The sequence below is a fragment of the Micrococcus sp. KBS0714 genome (genome assembly GCF_002008305.4).
Lineage (GTDB): Bacteria > Actinomycetota > Actinomycetes > Actinomycetales > Micrococcaceae > Micrococcus > Micrococcus luteus.
Genome location: NZ_CP042169.1, coordinates 151,991 through 173,488, shown reverse-complemented (window position 1 = coordinate 173,488; position 21,498 = coordinate 151,991). Strand labels below are relative to the sequence as shown.

Sequence of the window (21,498 nt, the reverse complement as noted above, 5' to 3'; positions counted from 1 at the left end):
CGGCCTCTTACATGGACAGACGACACGGGCCCGCCTGCCGGAGCAGACGGGCCCGTGCACTGCCTCATCGGGAAGGTCGGGTCACTCGCGGTGCAGCTTGTCCTGCACCGTGCCCGCCAGCTTCTCGACGCGGTTGGGCACCTCCGTGGTCCCGTAGAAACGGGAGTCCGGGTGGGTGGGCGGGGGCATGGGGACCCCCGCCGGCGGCTCGGACGAGTAGGAGAACTCGCCCTTGCCGTCCGGGGTGGGGCCTGCAGCCCACGAACCCTCCGCAGTGGCCTGACCGTCAGAGAACTCATAGTGCGTGTACGAGTGCTCCGTGGCCTCCTTCTTCTGCGGGAAGTTGCTCGGCACCGGCATCTCCTCCAGGCCGTCCTCCTGCAGCTCCTTCACAGCCGCCGCCCACTGGTTCTGGTGCATCGTGTCCCGGGCCAGCAAGAAGGAGAGCAGCTCCCGGATGCCCGGGTCATCGGTCATGTGGTAGAGCCGGGCCACCTGGGTCCGCCCCTGCATCTCCGCGTTGAGGTTGGCGGTCATGTCGGCCAGCAGGTTGCCGCTGGCCGTGACATACGCTCCGGTCCACGGATTCCCCATGCTGTCCACGGGGCGAGCACCGGCACCGGCCACGATGGCCTGCTGCAGATCGGTGCCCCCGATGACGGCGGCCACGGCCGGGTCATCCTGGATGGCATCGGTGGTGATCCCCACCGGGGCCTTCTCCAGCAGCTGGGCCACCATCGTTGCCAGCATCTCGACGTGGCCGAACTCCTCGGCCGCCGTGCTGAAGAGCAGGTCCCGGTACTTGCCCGGAATGTGGGCGTTCCATGCCTGGAAGCTGTACTGCATGGCCACGGTGATCTCGCCGTACTGCCCGCCGATCACCTCCTGCAGCTTGCGGGCGTAGACCGCGTCAGGCTTCTCGGGGCTGGAGACGTGTTGAAGCTTCTGCTTGTGGATGTACAAGGAGGACTCCCCTCGATCAAGTCGGATGCGTGAAGGCCCGAGGGGCCGCCGCGCCGGACAGCTTCGACGCTACGCGGGTCTGACCGACCCGTGTAGTGCTGACCCACGCCGGAACTGCATCGGTCGCCACCTGCGCCATGGATGCCAGCCCCACTCTGGGGGATGAGCGCTTTCGCCGTCCTTCGCCTGCGGATGCGGCGGGTAGGTGACTCTCAGAGGCACACGGCTTAAACGGTCGTTTGTGGCAGACCTGATCCTCGCCACAACCCTCGCCAACAGGTCGTGGTGGTGGCCCACCCATACCCAGCTTGACAGCCGAACAGTTCATCACTGCCCTCATCCTTCACGAAATCCGAGACAGCCTCTCAGGGCGCCGGGTCGGCCTGTCCCGTAACCGGATGGGCCCGCTCCCGGGCCGCCGGAGGAGATTAGGAAGCGATGCACGCCACCGACTGCGACCCGCTACCAAGGCCTCAGCTCGCGTCCGAAGTTCACCCCCGCCACAGGTCAAGCGTGTGCCAGTCTTCCGGAACACCCATCGATTGGACTGAGAGGGCATGCGATGTGGGGAAGGTGCGGAACAGCTCGGCCAGGCGCGGCGCCCAGGACCGCTCCGCCTCGATGGGCCGCAGCATGTAGGCGATGATCGCCAAGGCGTTGTAGGTGCCGAAGTCCCCTTTGGGGGCGGCGGGTTCCCGCAGATGGTCGAGGAGGGGCACCATGCCTGCCGCCGGCCGGGACGGGGCGTTCTGGAGCTTGCGGTTGAAGAGCCGAGCATGATGCGCGGCCACGTTGCGCACGTAGTTCAAGCTGGCCAGCCAACTGCCCATCATCTTCTTCTGGGGGATCCCAAAGGCCGTGGCGACTTCCTCGGCATCCTTCTGAAGCATGCCCTGGTAGAGGTTCGACAGGTGTCCCAGCTCCAGCAGCTCGGTCAACGCCCAGACCGGCATGTGGTCGTCGTACTTCTGCCGGAAGTGGGCGACGAACTGTTCGTCCGAGCCGTCCCGGCGTTGCTTGACCCGCTCCAGCCACAACACCTGCTTGCTGGGGCGTGGGTCACGACTGTCAGTGTTCGCCCGCGTGAACGAGTCGTCGAAGCAGGTGGGGTTCTCGTGCGCGAACGGTGAGGTCCGCCCCAACACGTAGCCGATGCGCATACGCACTGCTACCTCGATGCGCTCCACACCCTCCATGACCAGCATGCGCAGTTGCCGATCGAAGTCGATGATCTCCTCGGCATGATGCAGGGCTGTGCCCGGTTGGTACCTATTCAGCACCCGGATCTTGGTGTGCCCTTGGTCATCGACCTGCTTCTCGGACTCCAGGAACGGGTACAGGTAGCCGGTTACTCGGTAGTAGCCCACGGACTCGAGCAGTCGGAGAGCCCGCGTCAGGTCATCGACCTCCAGACCGCGCTGGACTAGCCGCTCTACCTGCGCCTCGAGAGGCAACCACTTCTTCGTGTACTCCACGCGTCTCTCCCACACAAAGAAAATCAGCCCGCGCCTTGCGGCAACGGGCTGATCATGATGCTTGAGACTCTAGCACGGGCAAGAGCCTGGGTCCTAGATGTGCTACCCGGGCACGTGTTGCGTTCGAGCGCACGCGAAGCCCTAGCGTCGCGGACATGAACCCAGAGCTGGAGCAAGCCCTGCGCCTGGCTACGGACCCTCCCGGTGGCGTCTCGCTGGAAGCATTGGAAGATCTCGTTCGGGATGATCCGACGACCTGGTGGGACATCTCGGAGGCCGCCACTCACCTCAACGTCACCGCCCACACGCTGCGCTACTACGAACGCATCGGCATGGTGAGCGTCCCCCGAGACGATGCCGGGCACCGCCGCTATGACTCGCCGGCCATCCGCCGCCTGGTCTTCATCACCCGCATGCGCACGGCAGGAATGCCCATCGCCGATCTCCAGCACTACCTGGCCCTAGGGCGTGTCTGATAATGCTTCGAGGGTTTGGCTAAGGCCCTGGATCCATTCTCAGACACGCCCTAGGTCGCGGGCGAGTACCGCCGGGTAGCTCGGGCCCTCGAGGAGTGTCATGAGGATGCGGGAGCGGGTCGGGTCGGCCATCGCCCGGCCCAGCCGGTTCATCACGTCCAGCCGCGAAGCAATAGTCAGCATGCGCTGACCATACAGAACCTGCTGACCTCTCGTGTGTGGCCCCCGCTGCTGATATCTGCATAGGTGTATGGTCGTGGCATGAGTGTGACGCCGTTGGATTCGTGTCAGGTCACCGCCGTCCATCCGGAGAAGGTGGCGCTGACCCGGGAGAGGATCCCCGACGAGCGCGAGGCCGGCAGGTTGGCCGGGCTGTTCAAGCTCCTGGGGGACCCGCGCCGTGCCCGGGCGCTGTATGCGTTGCTGGAGGCCGGCGAGCTGTGCGTGTGTGACCTGGCGGCGTCGGTCGATGTCGCGGAGGCGTCGGTGTCCCAGGTGCTGCGGGTGCTGCGTACCGCTGGGGTGGTCGAGAACCGCCGGGAGGGGCGGATGGTGTACTACCGCCTCGCTGACGGGCATGTGCGGATGCTGCTGGACGTCTCCCGTGAGCACGCCCGCCACGAGGGGCAGGGCTGATGGGGGGGCGGGACACAGCCATGCCCCGGCGACCGGGCATGCCGGTGGCCGCTACCGTCGGCGGCTGGCGGGGGCGTTCGCCCTGACGGCGGGCTTCTTCCTGATCGAGCTGGTCGCGGGGCTGGTGTCGGGGTCGTTGGCGCTGCTGTCGGATGCCGGGCACATGGCTGCCGATGTGGTGGTGCTGGGTGCGGCGCTGCTGGCGACGCGCATCGCGAGCCGGCCGGACTCCACAGGGCGACGCACCTATGGCTCCTACCGGGCCGAGGTGTTCGCCTCGGCGTTGGCGGTGCTGGCGATGCTCGCGGTCGGGGTGTACGTGGTGGTCGAGGCCATCAGCCGGCTGGGCGACGCGCCGGAGGTGGCCTCCGGCGCCATGCTCGCGGTCGGCTTCGCCGGCCTGGTGATCAACATCATCTCCATGCTGCTGCTGCGCAGCGGGGCCAAGGACAGCCTGAACGTCAAGGGCGCCTACTACGAGGTGATCGCCGACGCCGCCGGGTCGGTGGGTGTCATGGTCGCCGGCGTGCTGATCATCCTCACCGGCCAGCCGATCTGGGACGTCGTGGTCGCGGCGCTCATCGCGGTCTTCGTCATCATCCGGGCGGTGGTTCTGGGCAGGCAGGTGATCGCGGTGCTGGGCCAGCACGCCCCGGAAGGGGTGGACCCGGAGGACGTCGCCGGTGACCTGGACGCGGTCGAGGGGGTGGAGGAGGTCCACGACCTGCACCTGTGGACCCTGACGTCGGGGATGAACGTGGCCACGGCCCACCTGGTCGCTGACCAGGGCGCGGACCACGGCGCCGTGCTTGCCGGCGCGCGCCGGGTGCTGCGCGACCGTTACGGTATCGCCCATGCCACCTTGCAGGTGGAGGGCGCCGGCAGCGACGGCTGTCACGACCTGAGCTGGTAGCACTCGGCACGGAAGCCCGCTCGCGAGAGCCGCACATGCTTGAGCAACGTCTTAGGAGCGCGCGATGACCGCGAAGCACGGCAAGGGCCCCGGGCCGGACGAGGGCCAGCGGCCGGCCCGGCGCGGGGTGGTGCTCACCCTGCTGGGGATCGGTCTGGTCGCCGCGGCTTACGTGGTGACGATCGTGGTCATGGTGGTGCGGTGACGCGGCCCAAACGGACCGCGGCCTCATGGCGGCGCCGCAAGGCGGTCATCGCGTCGTCCAGTGCTGTCCTCGTCGGGTCGAGCACGTAGAGGTCGTGAAGACGTCCAGATATAGGCCTGGGACGGGAGTTCTTGCATCGACTGAACTCCCCGGTGGTTGCAGGTCCGATACGCAGGGGTGCCAGTAAGTAGGGCTGATCGGCGCCCATTTTCTTGTCTCGCGCCCCGGGGCGAGGCGGTCCCCTATCGGTGTCCCTGTGTGCGGGGCAGGTTCACGCCGCGCAGCAGGAGAGCTTGGCGATGTCGGTGGTGAAGGCCTGCGCGGTGAGCTTGAGGCCTTCGGCCATGGTCAGGTAGGGGCTCCAGAGGTTGGCGACCTGGCTGGTGGTCATGCCGGCCTCGAGCATGTAGACCCCGGCGGCGGCGAGGTCGCCGGCGTCCTGGGCCAGGGCGGTAATGCCGATGATGCGGCCGGTGTCGGCGTCGGTGACCATCTTGATGAACCCGCGGGTGTCGCGGTTGACGATCGCGCGTGGGACGTGCGCGAGTGACAGGACACGGCTGTCGTAGCGGATCCCGGCAGCGGAGGCCTGCCGTTCGGTCATCCCGACGGCGGCCAGGGCGGGGCTGGTGAACACGACCCGGGGCAGGTGGCGGTAGTCGACCTCGAGGCCGGCGCCGGTGAGGGCGTTGTCGGCGACGAGGGCGCCGTGGGCCGCGGCGACGTACACGAACTGACGGTGGGCGGTGACGTCACCGGCAGCCCAGACGCGCGGGTTGGTGCTGCGCAGATGGCTGTCGACAACCACCTCGCCGTGGTCGCCGGTGCGCACGTCGACGGTGTCGAGACCGAGCGTGGCGGTGACCGGGCGGCGCCCGGTGGCGACGAGTACCTCGGCCGCCCGGAGTTCCTGTGAGCCGTCAGTGGTGGTGGCAGTGACCGTGACCTCGCCGGTGGCCGGGTCGCGGCGGACCGCGCTGGGCACCGCGCCGCGGATGATCTGGATGCCTTCGTCCGTGAAGATCTCATCCAGGGCGGTGGACGCCTCGGGTTCTTCCTGGGACGCCAGCCGTGAGCGGACCAGCATGGTGACCCGGACGCCGAGCCGAGCGAAGAGCTGGGCCTGCTCCATCGCGACGTAGCCGCCGCCGATGACCAGCAGCGACTCCGGGACGTGGTCCAGTTCCATCGCGGTGGTCGAGGTCAGGTAACCGGCCTCCTGCAGGCCGGGGACCGGCGGCGCCCAGGGCCTGGAGCCGGTGGCGATGAGGTAGTGCGCGGCCCGGACCGTCTCCACCGTGCCGTCAGGGCCGGTGACGCGCAGTGCCGGCTCGCTGGGTGTGCCGACGAACGTGGCGTCCCCGGGGTGGAGATCCCATCCGTACTCGGTGGCCAGGTCCAGGTACTTCTCGCCACGCAGTGACCCGACGAGCCGATCCTTGCCGGCGATCAAGGCGGGCATGTCGACCGGCCGGACTTCGGGGAACGGCAGGCCGGGGAACCGGGAGGCGTCGAGTGTGACGTGGCGGGCCTCGGCGGTCGCGAGCAAGGCCTTGGAGGGCACGCACCCGGTGTTCACGCAGGTACCGCCGACGGTGCCACGCTCGATCATCACCACCCGTCTGCCGAGGTTGGTGGCGCGGATCGCGGCCGCGAACGCCGCCCCACCGGACCCGATCATTGCCAGGTCATACGACCTGCTGTTAGCCGTTGCCGTCATGAACTCCTCCTTCATCGCCCTCAGGATCGACCTTCCAGTGCACTGGAAGGTCAAGGGGGAGAATGAGTGGCATGCGGATCGGTGAGGTGGCTCGGGCGTCGGGCACGACGAGCAAGACCCTGCGGTACTACGAGGAGGTCGGGCTGCTACCCGCCGCGGACCGCACCCCGGCGGGCTACCGGGACTACGGCGCCGAGGTGCTCGGCCCGGCTGTGGGCTGACCCCGTTTCGTAGGTCCAGTCGTTATGAGAGTCGTCCTGTTGCCCGCGGTCGCGGGCAGGGAGACTGGTCAGATCATGACGAACAGCAGGAAGCGTCACACCCCCGAGCAGGTCGTCCGTAAGCTCGGGCAGGCCGACAGGATGCTCGCCGATGGTCAGGACGTCGCGGCGGTGTGCCGGGAGCTCGGGGTGTCCGAGCAGACGTACTACCGGTGGCGGAACCAGTACGGCGGCCTCAAGGCCGACGACGCAAAGCGCCTGAAGGAGCTGGAGAAGCAGAACGCGACCCTGAAGCGTCTGCTCGCGGAAGCGGAGCTGGAGAAGGCCGCGCTCAAGGAGCTGGCTGAGGGAAACTTCTAAGCCCGGACAGGCGCCGCGTCGCCGTCGATCACCTCAAGGGCAAGTTGCGGGTGAGCGAACGGATGGCGTGCCGTCTGGTCGGGCTGAGCCGCTCCGCGTACCGGCGACCGCTCAAGGGCGACACGGTCGCGGACCCGGATCGGGCGCTCAGGGAGTGGCTGCGCGCCTGGGCGAAGGACCATCCCCGCTACGGGTATCGGCGGGCGTATCACGACGCCCGCGCCGAGGGGTGGGTGGTGAACCACAAGAAGATCCAACGCCTGTGGCGTGACGAAGGGCTCCGGGTCCCGCAGCGGCGTCGACGCAAGCGCGTCGGGTCCTCGACCGTCGACGCGCCGACGGCGGACGCGCCGAACGTGGTGTGGGCGGTGGACTTCCAGTTCGACGCCGACGAGCACGGACGGCCGATCAAGATCTGCTCGATCGTCGACGAACACACCCGGGAGTGCATCGGCGGCCTCGTGGAGCGCTCGATTACCGCCGACCGACTCACCGCCCACCTCGAGGACCTCGTCGCCGCCCGGGGCGCCCCGGCGGTGCTCAGGTCGGACAACGGGCCGGAGTTCATCAGCGAGGCGATGGCCGACTGGGCCGGCACCCGCACCGGCCTGTCCTACATCCCTCCGGGCTCGCCGTGGCGCAACGGGTACGTCGAGTCGTTCAACAGCCGGATCCGCGACGAGTGCCTCAACATCAACAGCTTCTACTCGCTGCTGCACGCACAGGTCATCATCGGCGACTGGAAGGACGAGTACAACCACCACCGCCGGCACTCCTCGCTCGGCTACCTAACCCCAGCCGAGTACGCTCGGCAGTGCACCCATCAAATGGAAACCGACGACTCACAGAACGTCCGGACCGAATGAAGGGGGCGGCTCAGCTGGACTTCATCCGCCGGGGGCAAGCGGTCGGGCTGACCCTGGCCCAGATCGGTCAGGTGCTGGACATCCGCGACCGGGGGCAGGCCCCCTGCCGGCACGTCACCGACCTGCTCGACACCCGCCTTGATGTGATCGACCGGCAACTCGCCGAGCTCGCGCAGCTACGCACCACGATCGCCGACCTGCGCGAGGACGCCGCCGCCGGCGACCCGGCCACGTGCTCCCCCGAGGATGTCTGCCGCTACCTGTGACACCGAAGTTCACGGGCCCGTGGCAGCGCATGGCGGCCCACTCTGTTGCGTTGGGGTGTTAGACCTTTCGCAACGGTTCTGTTGCGCGGGGTGCACCCTATCGCGACGCCTATTCCTCCGGCCTGCCGTCGGCCGCTGTCCCGGTGAAGGATCGGCTTGCGGAACGTGAGCCTCACTCGCAGCGCCCTCTTGCCCGCGTGCTTGGAGGCCGCCACTGAGCTCCGACAGAACCCCGCCATATAGCGGCGCAAGCCACACCGAGAGACGCGCCCCCGCTAAGGACGGCGATGGGCCACTGCCTTTATCGGTCGTTTGTGGCGAGGGGTCCCGCCATGCGTCGTGTGCGCTACCTCCGGCCCTGTCCGCCCGCCACATGACTCGCCACAACCAACCCGCCAGAGCGGCAACCGCCCCTACGTTTCTGGCGATCCCTGGGGCCCGCGGGGGCGCCCACCTGGACACCCAGTTTTCACGCCGACCGGATCCCGCCTGATATGCGAAGAGTTCACCGCGCGTCGTGTGAACTCTTCGCTGCATCTCGACAACCGCGCCGAGCAGACCGGCCACGACCGCCCGGACGCCGGCGTCGTCGATCGCGTTCAGCACCAGCCCCGGAATGACCGCGGCCCCCATCAGCAGCATCACCCACGCGGTGGAGCCGGCTCCGGCGTCAAACACGTTGCGGCGAGCCTGCTCCGCCTCGACCCGGTGATGCACCCCTCGCAAGGCGAGCATCGCCCCGAGGGCCGTGACGGCCACCAGCGTCAAACCCCACCCCAGTCCCAGATCCTGCCGCAGCCCCGCGAACACACCAGCCGAACCCACCAGGGGAGACGCCACACCGATGCGCCACCGCCACTCACGCTCATTCCCCACCCCGCTCACAGCCCCCTGCTGGCACACGGCCCTCGGAGGCGGAGCGGCAGATCATGCGGTCGTGGCCGCCGGGATCACTCCTGCGTAAGGGGCGAATGGAACTCCGAGGCGAGCATCGCGTAGGTGGCGCCATCCACCCAGCCGCGCGTGAGATGCAGAGACTCCTCCTTGAACGTGCCCTCGTGACGCATCCCCACCTTCTCCATGATGCGCAGACTCGGAGCGTTGTCCGCGAAGGCATGAGCCTCCACGCGTCGCACACCCAGATCGTCGAACGCGAAGCCCAGCAGGGCTCGCGCAAGCTCGGTGCCATAGCCCTGCCCGGCCTGGCGCGGATCGATCGTCCAGCCGAGCTCGGCCTGGGCGTCCCGGGCTTCCTCCTGCGGGCCGTCCTGACTCCACGCGTCCTGCACCGCGACCTTCCCGACACCGACGATGACGTCTCCGGCCCGCACGGTGAGGCGGTCCCCCGCCCCGAGGTAGGACTCGCGCAGCGCGTTCTCACTCTCCGGGCGGCCGGAGGTCCACGACCACACCTGCTCGAGACGGCAGAAGCTCCACACGGCGGGCGCATCGAGACCCCGGAACGGAGTGAGGGTCAGCCGGCGGGCTCGCAGCGGGAAGCAGACGCCTCGACTCGCGGCGAGCTCCAGGAGAGGGGTGGCCATGACAGACAGGGTACGAACAAGAGTCCTCGAGTCAGCCCCCGGACAGACCAGTGCCCACACCCTGCGTCGATGCCAGGTCCACGCGGTCTGCCAGGGCCCGTTGACCTCGGGCAGATCCCGCCACGGAGTCCCGCACCTGCACCGGCAGATGATCGCTTCGACCATCGTGTGGACATTCGAGAAGGGTCGACCCTGCCGGCCCGTGCGGTCTGGAGCAGCGGGGCGATCAGCTCCGATCGGGCATCGGAGACGACGTGCAACCGGGACATGGCTCCCCGGATCTCAGCGGGTCCCTGGAGCCATTCTCAGACACGCCCTAGGCCATCTCCAGCGCCGAGGCCCGCCTCACAACAGAGGAGGTCCTCGCTGCTCACTCCGGCCGGGCCGGCCGACGTCGTCGTGGGCTGGGGTGACGGTCTGTCCGGACTGCTGGCGTTCATCACGCAGATGGCGCTCGTGCTCATGCTCGGACACATCCTGGCGAACACCGGCCCGGTGCGCCGTCTGCTCGCCAGGCTCGCCAGCATTCCCCGCACGCCCCTGGCCGCCTACATCTTCGTGTTCGTGGTGGCGGCGGCGGCCTCCCTCATCACGTGGGGCCTGGGCCTGGTGGTCGGTGCGCTGCTGGCCAAGGAGGTCGCGGCGCAGGCCCGTGAGCGCGGGCTGGTCCTGCACTTCCCGATGCTGGTGGCCGCCGGGTTCTCCGGGTTCGTGGTGTGGCACATGGGGTACTCGGGCTCCGGCCCGCTGACGGCCGCCACCCCCGGTTCGTTCCTCACGGAGAGCCTGGACGGCCGGACGGTCCCGGTCTCGGAGACCACCTTCTCCTGGTGGAACATCACCGCCGCCGTGGTGACCGTGCTCGTCGTGGCCCTGGCCCTGTTCCTCGTCGCCCCGCGCGCCGGGGACCGGATCGTGGAGCTGGAGATCGACGCGCGGGACCAGGACGCCGTGCCCGCACCGGAGATCGAGACGCCGGCGGACCGCCTCGACGCCTCCCGTGTCCCCACGCTCCTCGTGGGCGCCATGCTCGTGGTCTATCTGGTGATGCACTTCGTCGGCGGCGGCACCCTCACCCTGGACATCGTCAACTGGTCCTTCCTCGCGCTGATCCTGCTGCTGGTGCGCAGCCCGCACGAGCTGATCGGCCTCACCCAGTCGGCCGCGTCCAACGTGGGCGAGATCCTGCTGCAGTTCCCCCTCTACGCGGGCATCCTCGGCATGATGACGACCACCGGCCTGGTGGCGGTGCTCTCGGACGCCTTCGTGGCGATCTCGAACCCGGTGACGTTCGGCCTGCTGGCATTTCTGGCCGCGGGCCTCGTGAACTTCTTCGTCCCCTCCGGCGGCGGACAGTTCGCCGTGCAGGGCCCGATCATGCTCCAGGCCGGCGACGCGCTCGGCGTGGACCCGGCCATCACCATCATGGCCGTCTCCTACGGCGACCAGTGGACCAACATGATCCAGCCGTTCTGGGCAATCCCCCTTCTGGCGATCGCCGGGCTGAAGATGCGCGACATCCTGGGGTACACCACGGTCGTGCTGCTCGCGTCGGGGCTCGTCTTCGGCGGCACGCTCCTGCTCGTCTCGCTCTGACCCGATCGGCCGATGCCGGACGTGGCAGGACAGACGAAGGGCCCCGGGATCACCGGGGCCCTTCGCCTGTCATCACTCGCACCTTCATCACTCGCACCTCGATGAAGTGGTTCCACCGTACGAACCGAGCATGGGCGCAGCCGTCACGCAGCCTGGCAGTTGCCTGGCAATGGCCGCCTCAGCCCAGGGCACCGCCGGACTCCGCCAGGTAGCACGTGCCGCACAGGGACTCGTAGGTCACCTGGACACCGTCGATCGCCACCTGGTCCCCCTCGAACACGAAGTGCTCGGCGCCCGTGGCCGGGTCAACGACCTTGCGCGTGTTGAACACCGCCTTCCGGCCGCACCGGCAGATGGTCTTCAGCTCCTCGAGGGAGTGCGCCAGCTCCAGCAGCCGCGCGGAGCCCGGGAAGGAGCGGGTGCGGAAGTCGGTGCGCAGTCCGTAGGCGATCACGGGGACGCCGTCGAGCACGGCGATGCGTAGCAGGTCGTCCACCTGCGCCGGCTCGAGGAACTGTGCCTCGTCCACGAGCAGACACGCCACGGGCGGGGCCTCCACGTGCCCCACGAGGGCGTCCGGGTCGTCACCGGTGGCGTGCCGGCGGAACAGCTCCCGCACGTCCGCGCCCGCCGGGACGAGGAAGTCCACGGCGCGGGTCACACCGAGGCGGGAGACGACGTCGCCCTCCCCCTTCACGTCCACCTCCGGCTTGGCCAGCAGCACCCGCTGGCCGCGCTCCTCGTAGTTGAAGGCGGCCTGCAGCAGGCCCGTGGACTTGCCGGAGTTCATGGCCCCGTAGCGGAAGTAGAGCTTGGCCACGGCCCCGCTCAGCCCCGGGCGCGGCCCTGGCCGGCCTCGATCTGCTCTGCGGCCGTGGGGTCCGAGTCCCGCAGGAAGGTGCGGATGCGCTCGACCTCCTCGGACTCCCCGATCCCGGCGGCCGCGCGGCCCAGCGCGTACAGGGCGCGCAGGAAGCCGCGGTTGGGCTCGTGGGCGTACGGCACCGGGCCGGCGCCGCGCCACCCCGCCCGGCGCAGCGCGTCCAGACCCCGGTGGTAGCCGACGCGGGCGTACGCATAGGAGTCCACGGTCCGGCCCTCGGCCCACGCGTCCTCCGCCATGAGCGCCCACACCAGGGAGGACTCGGGCGCCACCGGCACGATGTCCTCGGGCAGGTCACCTGCCTCGAGCCGGGCCAGCACCTCCGGCTCCTCCGGCAGGCGCGTGGCCGGCGGCTCCATCAGGTTCTTGCCGATCAGGGACTCGGACATGGGATGCCTCTTCTCCTCGCGGACGATGCGGTCGCGGCCGAGTCTATCGACGGCGCCGGACGCCGGACGGATCGCCGTCCCCGCGTCCAGGACGGTCCGGTACCGTAGGCGCAGCGTCCGTCCGCAGCCCCACGCTCCCGGGGCCGGGCCGCCGATGCCGTCGAAGGAGCCTCCATGACCCACCCCGCGCCCGCCCGCCGCCGTGCCCCGCTGGCCGTCGGCGTCGCCGCCCTCGCCCTCGCCCTGGCCGGCTGCGGCTCGGCCGGCCAGTCCGGTGAGCCCGCCTCGTCGACCGCCGCGGCGCCCAGCGGATCGGCGGCCTCGGCCGCGGCCGGCTCGGCCACGGAGAGCCCCACCGACCCCGCGTCCGCCGCGGCGTCCCGCGTCCGTGAGGCCCTCGCGTCGGAGTCCGCCGAGGGCACCCCGCGCGCCGAGCCGCGTCAGGCGTTCGAGACCGTCGGCCCGGGCATCAAGGACGGCGCCGCCACCGAGGCCTGGAAGAACACGGCCGCGGTCCGCAACGACACCGTCTCCGTGATGGACTGCACGCGCGACGTCCTGGACCAGCGCACCCTGGACGCCGTCGCCACGCACATCCCGGACAGCTCGAACATCGAGATCGTGCAGCTGTTCGCCTCGCAGGACGAGACCCACGAGTTCCTCACCTGCGTCTACAACGGCTACTTCGAGTACAGCCCCGGCATGCCCCTGGCGCAGGTCCACTACCAGCACAACCTCGACGGCTCCCGCCTGGAGTGGTGCCAGGAGGAGCCCGCCGCCGTGGCGGACGAGTACACGTTCGACCCGAAGACCGGCAAGGGGCTGCTCGCCCTGCTGCGCCCCGGCATGGTCGGCGGCCAGGACGGCGCCCCCCTGCTGCCCCAGCGCACCGCGTGGGCCTGCTCCGAGGACGGCAGCGAGATGGTCTCCGTGACCATGGGCTCCATGGAGGGCTTCGGCGACGCCAACGGCGGCCTCACCCAGGTGAAGAACTCGCCGGTCGCGCAGAGCACCACCCTCGTCACCGAGACCCGCGACCACCTCGCGGACACCGTGCTGAAGGACGCCGGGGACTTCCAGGAGGTCATCAAGCTCAGCTCGCCGTTCTTCCTGAACGCGCAGATGGACGAGGAGACCCTGGCCCAGGCCCGGGAGATCCCCACCGGCCGCGTGCCCGACGAGCTGCTGAACAACCAGTCCACGATCGACCGCCCCGAGGGCGCCCCCGGCCCCGTGGCCCCCGGCCAGCCGCCGCGGCCGTTCCAGGGCGCCGCGCGGGAGGCCGCCGAATCCCAGCGGGCCGCGGAGGCGTCCGCCTCGGCGTCGGCCAGCCCGTCACCGACGAAGTCGGCCTCGGCCTCGGCCTCGCCGTCCCCCTCCACGTCCGGGGACTGACGTCCCGGCACGACGACGGCCGGTCACCTCGTGAGGTGACCGGCCGTCGTCGTGGGGCCCGGCGGATCAGGCCTTCGCCGCGGCGTCGTCCTGACTGGCGAAGTGCCGGCGGTACGCGCCCAGGGTGAGGAACGCCGGGTACTCCGGCGGCAGGGCCGACTCGCAGAACACGCGCACCGCGTCCTCGAACCGGTGGCCCTCGGGCAGCGGGCCGGCGAGGATCCGAGCGTGCTCCTCGCGGATCAGCTGCTCCATCCAGCCGCGGTTGGCGGTCCGCACGCCGCCCTCGGTCAGCTGCACACCGGTGCCGTTGTGGGCCCACTGCCAGATCTGGGACCGGGAGATCTCCGCCGTGGCGGCGTCCTCCATGAGTCCGTGGATCGCGGCGGCGCCGTTCCCCCGCAGCCAGGACTCGATGTAGCGGATCCCGACCTCGATGTTCATCCGCACGCCGGCCTCGGTCACCGAGCCCGTGGTCGCGGCGACGTCGAGCAGGGCGGCCTCGTCCGGCTCCACGTCCTCGCGACGGCGGGTGCGGATCTGGTTCGGGGCCTCGCCGAGCACGGCGTCGAACTCCTCCCGGGCGACCGGCACGAGGTCCGGGTGCGCCACCCACGAGCCGTCGAAGCCGTCGCCGGCCTCGCGGGCCTTGTCCGCGCGCACCTTCTCCAGCGCGGCGGCGTTGGCCTCCTCGTTCCGGCGGTCCGGGATCACGGCAGACATGCCGCCGATCGCCGAGGCGCCGCGCCGGTGGCAGGCCCGGACCAGCTGCTCCGTGTAGGCCCGCATCATCGGCTGGGTCATGGTCACCTCCGAGCGGTCCGGGAGGACGAACTCGGCCCCGCGGTCCCGGAAGTTCTTGATGATGGAGAAGATGTAGTCCCAGCGGCCGGCGTTGAGGCCCGCGGCGTGGTTGCGCAGCTGGTACAGGATCTCCTCCATCTGGAACGCCGCGGTGATCGTCTCGATCAGCACGGTGGCCCGGATGGTGCCCTGGGGGATGCCCAGCTCGTCCTGCGCCGCCACGAACACGCAGTTCCACAGCCGCGCCTCGAGATGGGACTCGAGCTTGGGCAGGTAGAAGTACGGGCCGTGGCCGCGGCGGATCAGCTCGTCGGCGTTGTGGAAGAAGTACAGGCCGAAGTCCACGAGGGCGCCGGCCATCGGCTCGCCGTCCACGCGGATGTGGTCCTCGAGGAGGTGCCAGCCGCGCGGGCGGACGATGATGGTCGGCCGGTCCGTGAGCTCGCGCTCGCGCAGCCGGTACTCCTTGCCCTCGGGGGAGGTGAAGTCGATCTGGTCGCGGATCGCGTCGAACAGGTTGACCTGCCCGTCCAGCATCCGGTCCCAGGACGGCGTCGAGGAGTCCTCGAAGTCGGCGAGCCAGCCCGAGGCGCCCGAGTTGAGGGCGTTGATCGTCATCTTCCGATCCACGGGGCCGGTGATCTCCACGCGGCGGTCCTGCAGGCCGGGGGCCAGCGGCGCCACACGCCAGGAGTCGTCCTCGCGGACCCGGCGGGTGGACCGCAGGTAGTGCGGGTTCCAGCCGTCGGTGATGCGGCGCCGGGTGTACTCCCGCTCCTCGAGCAGCCGCCGACGGCGGTCCTCGGCCAGCCGGTGCAGGCGGCCGAGGAACGCCAGCGCCTCGTCCGTGAGGATCTCGGCCTGCCGCCCGTCGACCGGCCCGTGGACGGTCACCACGGGGGCGGCGCCCTCGGGGATGACGACGGGGATGGCCTGGGTGCTCACGTCATGCGGCAGGGGCGTGTGCTCCCGAACGTCGTCGGCATGGATCTCGTGCAGGGTGGGGGTCGTGGTCTGCGGGCTCATGGGACTGCCTCCTCGCGGTCTCGGCTGAGCGGATCAGTGGAACTGGCCGGACTCCGTGGAGCCCGCCAGGGCCACCGTGGAGCTGTCCGGGTTGATGGCGGTGGACACGGCGTCGAAGTAGCCGGTGCCGACCTCGCGCTGGTGCTTGGTCGCGGTGTAGCCGCGGGCCTCGTCGGCGAACTCGCGCTCCTGCAGCTCGACGTACGCGGACATCTGGCGCTCGTTGTATCCCTTGGCCAGGTCGAACATCGAGTGGTTCAGGGCGTGGAAGCCGGCCAGCGTGATGAACTGGAAGGTGTAGCCCATGGCGCCCAGCTCGCGCTGGAACTTGGCGATGGTGTCGTCGTCGAGGTTCTTCTTCCAGTTGAAGGACGGCGAGCAGTTGTAGGCCAGCATCTGGTCCGGGAACTCGGCCTTGACGGCCTCGGCGAACTTCCGGGCCAGCTCGAGGTCCGGCGTGCCGGTCTCCATCCAGATCAGGTCCGCGTGGGGGGCGTAGGCCTTGGCGCGGGCGATGCAGGGCTCGACGCCGTTGCGGACCTTGTAGAAGCCCTCCGCGGTGCGCTCACCGGTGATGAACTCGGCGTCGCGCTCGTCCACGTCCGAGGTGATCAGGGTGGCCGCCTCGGCATCAGTGCGGGCGATGATCACGCTGGGCACGTCGGCGACGTCGGCGGCCAGGCGGGCGGCGTTGAGCGTGCGGATGTGCTGGCCGGTGGGGATGAGCACCTTGCCGCCGAGGTGGCCGCACTTCTTCTCGGAGGCCAGCTGGTCCTCCCAGTGCACACCGGAGGCGCCGGCGGTGATCATCGACTTCATGAGCTCGTAGGCGTTGAGCGGGCCGCCGAAGCCGGCCTCGGCGTCGGCCACGATCGGCACGAGCCAGTCCTCGACGCTGCTGACGCCCTCGGCGTGCTCGATCTGGTCCGCGCGCAGCAGGGCGTTGTTGATGCGGCGCACCACCTGCGGCACGGAGTTGGCCGGGTACAGGGACTGGTCCGGGTACGTGTGGCCAGAGAGGTTGGCGTCCGCGGCGACCTGCCAGCCGGAGAGGTAGATGGCGCGCAGCCCGGCCTTGACCTGCTGGACGGCCTGGTTGCCGGTGAGGGCGCCGAGGGCGTTGGTGAACTCACCGCGGGCGTTCTCGTCCTTCAGCTGGGTCCACAGCTTCTCGGCGCCGCGGCGGGCCAGCGTGTGCTCCTCCTGGATGCGGCCGCGGAGACGGACGACGTCCTCGGCGGTGAAGCTGCGCTCGACGCCGGCCCAGCGGGGGTTGTTGTCCCAGTCGTGCTGGAGCTGTTCGGCGGAGGCGGGAGTGGAGTGGTGGGGCTGGGTGGTCATGACGTCCTCCTGAGGATCGGTCCGGTTCGTGAAGGGTTCGGTGCGACGTGTCCGTCGCTGCCGTTGACATCCACCTTGGCCCCGGGCAAGGCCCTCTGGAGCACAAAATCGGTGGAAACTCCGGCCGTTCCTGCCACTGGGTCAGAACGTGACAGTCCTTGCGCCCCCATGTGGCATGGATCACGGCAACGGCCCCCCGCTTGTCAAGAATGTGACTTTCTTTCCGAAACACGTGATCTCCTCCCCGGTTCCGTCTACAGTTCCGCGCATGATGACCCGCCCGCTTCCCGAGGACAGCGCGACCGTGGACACCGTCGCGCTGGGCCGCCGCGTCCGGCACCTGCGCAAGCAGGCCGGCCTCACCCTGGACCAGCTCGCGGAGCGCACGGGAGTCAGCGGCTCGCACCTGTCCCTCGTGGAGAACGCCCGCCGCGAGCCGCGGCTCTCGCTGGTCCAGCGGATCGCGGAGGTCCTGGGCGTGCCGGTCGAGGACCTGCTGACCGGCCGGGCCCCCACCCGTCGGGCCGAACTGGAGATCGAGGTCGAACGGTTCGCGCGCTCGGAGCACTACGCCTCCCTCGGCCTGCCGCCGCTGCGCATCGGGCCCCGCACCCCCACCGAGGTCCTCGAGGTGATCGCGGGGCTGGAGGCCGAGCTGCGCCGTCGCCTGGAGGAGCAGGCCGCCACCCCCGAGGAGGCGCGCCGCGCCAACGCCCAGCTGCGCGCCCGGATGCGCGCGGTGGACAACCACTACCCCGACCTCGAGGCCGAGGCGCATCGGCTGCTCGACGCGATCGGCCACACGGGCGGGCCGCTGGGCCTGCACGCGGTCTCGGAGCTGGCCGAGCACCTCGGCTTCACCCTGCGCTTCGTCCCGGACCTGCCGCACTCCACGCGCTCCGTCACGGACCTCAAGCACGGGCGCATCCACATCAGCGGCTCCCGCTCCTCGGACCACGACCGCCGCACCGTGGTGCTCCAGGCCCTCGCCGCCGCCGTCCTGGGCCACGGCGAGCCGCGGGACTACGAGGACTTCCTCGCCCAGCGTGTGGCGGTGAACTACCTGGCGGGCGCGCTGCTCATGCCGCAGCGGGCGGCGTCGTCGCTGCTGCGGGCCGCCCAGAAGCGCCGGGACCTGTCCGTGGACGACCTGAAGGACGCGTTCGGCGTCTCCTATGAGGCCGCCGCGCACCGGTTCACCAACCTGGCCACCGTGGACCTGGGCATCCGCTGCCACTTCCAGAAGGTCCACGAGACCGGGGTGATCCACAAGGCCTACGAGAATGACGGGATCGTGTTCCCCGCCGACCACACCGGTGCGATCGAGGGCCAGCAGGCGTGCCGGAAGTGGGGCGCACGGCAGGCGTTCTCCCGCAACGACCGGTTCCGCGCCCACGCCCAGTACACGGACTCGCCCAACGGGACGTTCTGGTGCACCTCGATGATCGAGAACGGCCCCGACGGACTGTTCGCCCTCTCCGTGGGCACCCCGTTCGAGCATGCCCGGTACTTCCGCGGCGCGGACACCCGCCACCGGGTCACCTCCACGTGCCCGGATCCGCGCTGCTGCCGCCGCCCCGACCCCGAGCTCGAGGCCGCGTGGGGCGGGCACGTGTGGCCCGCGGCCCGCATGCACGCGCATCTGCTGGCGGCCATGCCCACGCAGACCTTCCCCGGTGTGGACGAGCGCGAGGTCTTCGAGTTCCTCCAGGCCCAGGAGGAGCGGGAGGGCTGAGGACGACGCCGGCCCGCACCCTCACGCGAGGGTGCGGGCCGGTGCGGCGGACGGCGGGGTCAGCCGATGCTCTTGCCGGCCGAGTTCAGCTCGGTGCAGGCCTGGACCACGCGGGCGGCCATGGCCTCCTCGGCCTTGGCGCCCCACACGCGGGGGTCGTACTGCTTCTTGTCGCCGACCTCGCCGTCGACCTTCAGGACGCCGTCGTAGTTCTCGAACATGTGCCCGGCCACGGGGCGGGTGAACGCGTACTGGGTGTCCGTGTCCACGTTCATCTTCACGACGCCGTACTCCACCGAGTCGGCGATCTCCTGGGCGGCGGAGCCGGAGCCGCCGTGGAACACGAGGTCGAACGGGCGCTCCCTGCCGAACTTCTCACCCACGGCCTGCTGGATCTCCTGCAGGATCTCCGGGCGCAGCTTCACGTTGCCTGGCTTGTAGACACCGTGCACGTTGCCGAAGGTCAGCGCGGTGAGGTAGCGACCGTTCTCGCCGAGGCCGAGTGCCTCCACCGTGGCGATGCCGTCCGCCACGGTGGTGTAGAGCTTCTCGTTGATCTCGTGGGCCACGCCGTCCTCCTCGCCGCCCACGACGCCGATCTCCACCTCGAGGATCTGCTTGTTGGCGTGGGTGCGGGCGAGCAGCTCGCGGCCGATCCGCAGGTTCTCCTCGAGGGTCTCGGCGGAGCCGTCCCACATGTGGGAGTTGAAGATCGGGTCGCGCCCGGCCTTCACCTCGGCCTCGGAGGCGTCCAGCAGGGGCAGGACGAAGTCCTCGAGCTTGTCCTGGGGGCAGTGGTCCGTGTGCAGGGCGATGTTCACGGAGTGCTTCTTGGCGACCTCGCGCGCGAACGCGGCGAACGCCAGCGAGCCGGCGACCATGTCCTTCACGGAGGAGCCGGAGAAGTAGGCGGCACCGCCGGTGGAGACCTGGATGATGCCGTCCGAGCCGGCCTCGGCGAAGCCGCGGATGGCGGCGTTCAGGGTCTGGGAGCTGGTGACGTTGATCGCCGGGTAGGCGAAGGCGCCGTTCTTGGCGGCGTCGATCATCTCGGCGTACTTCTCCGGGGATGCGATGGGCATGCTGCAGCTCCTAGGCGTCGTCGACTCAGGCAGGCGGGGGAGCGCGGCGGGCGCGACACCCTCGGGCTCATCCTATCCGCGCGGCCGGACCCGCCCCAGGGCCCCGGGCCCGACGGCGACGCCAACCTGGGCACGGCCCCGTCGCTGGCCTAGGGTGAGCTGCGTCACATCTGCATCCCAGAGACCGGAGACCACCATGGCCCCCGTACGCCGCCCCTCCCGCCCCCTCGCCCTGGCCGCCGCCGTGGCCGTCGTCGCCGGGTTCGGCGCGCCGCACGCGGCCCTGGCCCAGGAGTCCGCCCCGGCCCCCGACGCGCCGGAGGTGAGCTCCGCCGTCGAGGACCTCTCGCAGCCGGCCACGACGGCCGAGGACGCCCGCTGGAACGCGGCCCGGGACGCCCTGGCGGCCGCCTCGGCCGACGACCCCTTCTACCTGCCGCCCACCACCCTGCCCTCGACCCCCGGCGCCCTGATCCGCACCGAGCCCACCGCCTTCTACCTGGACCCGGTGCGACTGGTGCAGGTGCCGGCGCACGCCACGCGCATCATGTACGCCTCGCAGGACGCCCAGGGCCGACCCATCGCCGTGACCGGCACCGTGCTGACCCCCACCGCCCCGTGGACGGGCGCCGGCGAGCGCCCCGTGATCGGCTACGCGGTGGGCACCCAGGGCGCGGCGGACCGCTGCGCCCCCTCCCGCACCCTCTCCACCGGCGTGCAGTACGAGGGCGTCGGGATCACGTCCCTGCTGAGCCGCGGCCACGCCGTGGTGGTCACCGACTACGAGGGCCTGGGCACCCCGGGCACGCACACCTACATGGTCCGGGAGGCCCAGGCGCACGCCGTCCTCGACGCGGTGCGCGCGGCCGCCCAGGTGGCGGGGTCGGGCGTCACCGCGACCGCGCCGGTCGCGCTCGCGGGCTACTCGCAGGGCGGCGGGGCGGCCGCGGCCGCGGCCGAGCTCGCGCCCGACTACGCCCCGGAGCTGGACCTCAAGGGCGCCTACGCGGGCGCCCCGCCGGCCGACCTCGTGCAGGTCGCGGGCCGGATCGACGGCGGTCTCTACGCGGCCTTCCTGCTCTACGCGATGGCCGGGCAGCTCGCCGCGTACGACGTGGACCCGGCCACGCACCTCAACGAGACCGGCCTGACGGCCCTCGACGGCGCGGCCGAGACCTGCCTGGCAGGCAGCCTCGCCTACGCGCACCTCGACTCCGCCACGCTGACCCACACGGGGCAGGACTTCCCTGAGCTCGTCCGCTCCGACGCCGAGCTGGCCGGGATCCTCGCCGAGCAGCGGATCGGCGCGCAGGGCCGCCGTCCCGATGTGCCGGTGATGATCGCGCACTCCGTCACGGACGACGTCATCCCGTACCGCGCCGGCCGCGACCTGGGCCGCCGCTGGTGCGCGGAGGGCGCGCGGGTGCGCTTCGACCCGCTCCTCACCCCGACCCACGTGGGCGGCCACGTGGCCTCCCTGCCGCGGATGGGGGCGTTCCTGGACGCGACCCTCGCCGACCGCTGGACCGCCGACTCGTGCGGGTGGTTCTGAGCCTCGGCTAGCGTCGGGGCCAGGACCGTCCCGCCCACCGAAGGAGCAGT

Annotated in this window: 17 protein-coding genes and 5 pseudogenes; 11 read left to right on the top strand and 11 right to left on the bottom strand. The window is 70.4% G+C overall.

The window, feature by feature from the left end:
• Window positions 1-81: 81 nt before the first annotated feature.
• Window positions 82-963, bottom strand: a complete 882-nt coding sequence (locus B1A86_RS00830) for a manganese catalase family protein (RefSeq protein WP_036339510.1) — start codon at window positions 961-963, stop codon at window positions 82-84.
• 491 nt (window positions 964-1,454) lie between these two features.
• Window positions 1,455-2,438: an Abi family protein gene (locus B1A86_RS00825; RefSeq protein WP_078025558.1), complete on the bottom strand. Its 984-nt coding sequence runs from the start codon at window positions 2,436-2,438 to the stop codon at window positions 1,455-1,457.
• Window positions 2,439-2,593: 155 nt separating this feature from the next.
• Between B1A86_RS00825 and B1A86_RS00820 the strand changes: the two genes are divergently transcribed.
• Window positions 2,594-2,914 carry a MerR family transcriptional regulator gene (locus tag B1A86_RS00820; protein ID WP_078025557.1) on the top strand — a complete coding sequence of 107 codons (321 nt, stop codon included), beginning with the start codon at window positions 2,594-2,596 and terminating at the stop codon, window positions 2,912-2,914.
• A gap of 48 nt (window positions 2,915-2,962) precedes the next feature.
• Here the strand turns inward: B1A86_RS00820 and B1A86_RS00815 are convergent.
• A pseudogene (locus B1A86_RS00815) lies at window positions 2,963-3,097 on the bottom strand (ArsR family transcriptional regulator); the annotation flags it as partial.
• A 78-nt stretch (window positions 3,098-3,175) separates the two neighbouring features.
• On the opposite strand from B1A86_RS00815, the gene B1A86_RS00810 reads away from it, so the two are divergent.
• The 3 genes from B1A86_RS00810 to B1A86_RS11540 all read left to right on the top strand — a co-directional run bounded on the left by B1A86_RS00810 (window position 3,176) and on the right by B1A86_RS11540 (window position 4,668).
• Complete coding sequence (locus B1A86_RS00810) at window positions 3,176-3,550, top strand: helix-turn-helix transcriptional regulator (RefSeq protein WP_044659923.1); 375 nt, start codon at window positions 3,176-3,178, stop codon at window positions 3,548-3,550.
• Window positions 3,519-4,463: a cation diffusion facilitator family transporter gene (locus B1A86_RS00805; protein WP_144886026.1), complete on the top strand. Its 945-nt coding sequence runs from the start codon at window positions 3,519-3,521 to the stop codon at window positions 4,461-4,463. The genes B1A86_RS00810 and B1A86_RS00805 overlap by 32 nt, the downstream gene beginning before the upstream one ends.
• A gap of 64 nt (window positions 4,464-4,527) precedes the next feature.
• Window positions 4,528-4,668: a hypothetical protein gene (locus B1A86_RS11540; RefSeq protein ID WP_002854087.1), complete on the top strand. Its 141-nt coding sequence runs from the start codon at window positions 4,528-4,530 to the stop codon at window positions 4,666-4,668.
• 271 nt (window positions 4,669-4,939) lie between these two features.
• Here the strand turns inward: B1A86_RS11540 and merA are convergent, their stop codons facing one another.
• Window positions 4,940-6,388 carry a mercury(II) reductase gene (gene merA / locus B1A86_RS00800; protein ID WP_277244316.1) on the bottom strand — a complete coding sequence of 483 codons (1,449 nt, stop codon included), beginning with the start codon at window positions 6,386-6,388 and terminating at the stop codon, window positions 4,940-4,942.
• Window positions 6,389-6,459: 71 nt separating this feature from the next.
• Between merA and B1A86_RS00795 the strand changes: the two are divergent.
• From B1A86_RS00795 to B1A86_RS00780, 3 genes and pseudogenes are all read left to right on the top strand, one after another.
• Window positions 6,460-6,591 (top strand): annotated as a pseudogene (locus B1A86_RS00795) (MerR family DNA-binding transcriptional regulator); the annotation flags it as partial.
• 93 nt (window positions 6,592-6,684) lie between these two features.
• Window positions 6,685-7,835 (top strand): IS3 family transposase gene (locus B1A86_RS00785; protein WP_138976835.1). Its coding sequence is split into 2 segments (ribosomal slippage): window positions 6,685-6,955 and window positions 6,955-7,835, totalling 1,152 coding nucleotides; the frame shifts between segments, so codons are not numbered across the junction.
• Window positions 7,836-7,843: 8 nt separating this feature from the next.
• Window positions 7,844-8,101 (top strand): annotated as a pseudogene (locus B1A86_RS00780) (MerR family DNA-binding protein); the annotation flags it as partial.
• Between the two features lie 950 nt (window positions 8,102-9,051).
• Here the strand turns inward: B1A86_RS00780 and B1A86_RS00770 are convergent.
• Together B1A86_RS00770 and B1A86_RS00765 are read right to left on the bottom strand one after the other, a co-directional pair.
• Window positions 9,052-9,645, bottom strand: coding sequence for a GNAT family N-acetyltransferase (locus B1A86_RS00770; protein ID WP_246836857.1), 594 nt, complete (start codon window positions 9,643-9,645; stop codon window positions 9,052-9,054).
• A gap of 63 nt (window positions 9,646-9,708) precedes the next feature.
• Window positions 9,709-9,914 (bottom strand): annotated as a pseudogene (locus tag B1A86_RS00765) (transposase); the annotation flags it as partial.
• 97 nt (window positions 9,915-10,011) lie between these two features.
• Between B1A86_RS00765 and B1A86_RS00760 the strand changes: the two are divergent.
• Window positions 10,012-11,241: pseudogene (locus B1A86_RS00760) on the top strand (short-chain fatty acid transporter); the annotation flags it as partial.
• A gap of 178 nt (window positions 11,242-11,419) precedes the next feature.
• Here B1A86_RS00760 and B1A86_RS00755 read toward each other — a convergent pair.
• Together B1A86_RS00755 and B1A86_RS00750 are read right to left on the bottom strand one after the other, a co-directional pair.
• Window positions 11,420-12,061 (bottom strand): thymidine kinase, encoded by a 642-nt coding sequence (locus B1A86_RS00755; RefSeq protein ID WP_010079593.1) that lies wholly within the window; start codon window positions 12,059-12,061, stop codon window positions 11,420-11,422.
• An 8-nt stretch (window positions 12,062-12,069) separates the two neighbouring features.
• Window positions 12,070-12,513, bottom strand: coding sequence for a DUF3151 domain-containing protein (locus tag B1A86_RS00750; RefSeq protein WP_078025967.1), 444 nt, complete (start codon window positions 12,511-12,513; stop codon window positions 12,070-12,072).
• Window positions 12,514-12,687: 174 nt separating this feature from the next.
• On the opposite strand from B1A86_RS00750, the gene B1A86_RS00745 reads away from it, so the two are divergent.
• Entirely contained in the window at window positions 12,688-13,908 is a 1,221-nt protein-coding gene (locus B1A86_RS00745) for a hypothetical protein (protein WP_036317305.1), read from the top strand.
• Between the two features lie 66 nt (window positions 13,909-13,974).
• Here B1A86_RS00745 and aceB read toward each other — a convergent pair whose 3' ends face one another.
• Window positions 13,975-15,738 carry a malate synthase A gene (gene aceB / locus B1A86_RS00740; protein WP_078025968.1) on the bottom strand — a complete coding sequence of 588 codons (1,764 nt, stop codon included), beginning with the start codon at window positions 15,736-15,738 and terminating at the stop codon, window positions 13,975-13,977.
• Between the two features lie 33 nt (window positions 15,739-15,771).
• On the bottom strand, window positions 15,772-17,079 hold the full coding sequence (gene aceA, locus B1A86_RS00735) for an isocitrate lyase (RefSeq protein WP_012750705.1): 1,308 nt from the start codon (window positions 17,077-17,079) through the stop codon (window positions 15,772-15,774).
• Window positions 17,080-17,347: 268 nt separating this feature from the next.
• Between aceA and B1A86_RS00730 the strand changes: the two genes are divergently transcribed.
• A complete protein-coding gene (locus B1A86_RS00730) occupies window positions 17,348-18,814 on the top strand; it encodes a helix-turn-helix domain-containing protein (protein WP_078025969.1) in 1,467 nt (488 codons plus the stop codon).
• Window positions 18,815-18,873: 59 nt separating this feature from the next.
• On the opposite strand, the gene fbaA is transcribed toward B1A86_RS00730, so the two are convergent.
• Entirely contained in the window at window positions 18,874-19,896 is a 1,023-nt protein-coding gene (fbaA, locus tag B1A86_RS00725; protein WP_036341084.1) for a class II fructose-bisphosphate aldolase, read from the bottom strand.
• A gap of 196 nt (window positions 19,897-20,092) precedes the next feature.
• On the opposite strand from fbaA, the gene B1A86_RS00720 reads away from it, so the two are divergent.
• Window positions 20,093-21,448, top strand: a complete 1,356-nt coding sequence (locus B1A86_RS00720; RefSeq protein ID WP_078025970.1) for a lipase family protein — start codon at window positions 20,093-20,095, stop codon at window positions 21,446-21,448.
• Window positions 21,449-21,498 lie beyond the last annotated feature (50 nt).

What these genes read in the sequence shown, in the direction of transcription:
- B1A86_RS00820 (WP_078025557.1), top strand. Translation starts at nt 2,594, where the DNA reads ATGAACCCAGAGCTGGAGCAAGCCCTGCGCCTGGCTACGGACCCTCCC.
- B1A86_RS00810 (WP_044659923.1), top strand. Translation starts at nt 3,176, where the DNA reads ATGAGTGTGACGCCGTTGGATTCGTGTCAGGTCACCGCCGTCCATCCG.
- B1A86_RS11540 (WP_002854087.1), top strand. Translation starts at nt 4,528, where the DNA reads ATGACCGCGAAGCACGGCAAGGGCCCCGGGCCGGACGAGGGCCAGCGG.
- merA (WP_277244316.1), bottom strand. Translation starts at nt 6,388, where the DNA reads ATGACGGCAACGGCTAACAGCAGGTCGTATGACCTGGCAATGATCGGG.
- B1A86_RS00770 (WP_246836857.1), bottom strand. Translation starts at nt 9,645, where the DNA reads ATGGCCACCCCTCTCCTGGAGCTCGCCGCGAGTCGAGGCGTCTGCTTC.
- B1A86_RS00750 (WP_078025967.1), bottom strand. Translation starts at nt 12,513, where the DNA reads ATGTCCGAGTCCCTGATCGGCAAGAACCTGATGGAGCCGCCGGCCACG.
- B1A86_RS00745 (WP_036317305.1), top strand. Translation starts at nt 12,688, where the DNA reads ATGACCCACCCCGCGCCCGCCCGCCGCCGTGCCCCGCTGGCCGTCGGC.
- aceB (WP_078025968.1), bottom strand. Translation starts at nt 15,738, where the DNA reads ATGAGCCCGCAGACCACGACCCCCACCCTGCACGAGATCCATGCCGAC.
- aceA (WP_012750705.1), bottom strand. Translation starts at nt 17,079, where the DNA reads ATGACCACCCAGCCCCACCACTCCACTCCCGCCTCCGCCGAACAGCTC.
- B1A86_RS00730 (WP_078025969.1), top strand. Translation starts at nt 17,348, where the DNA reads ATGATGACCCGCCCGCTTCCCGAGGACAGCGCGACCGTGGACACCGTC.
- fbaA (WP_036341084.1), bottom strand. Translation starts at nt 19,896, where the DNA reads ATGCCCATCGCATCCCCGGAGAAGTACGCCGAGATGATCGACGCCGCC.
- B1A86_RS00720 (WP_078025970.1), top strand. Translation starts at nt 20,093, where the DNA reads ATGGCCCCCGTACGCCGCCCCTCCCGCCCCCTCGCCCTGGCCGCCGCC.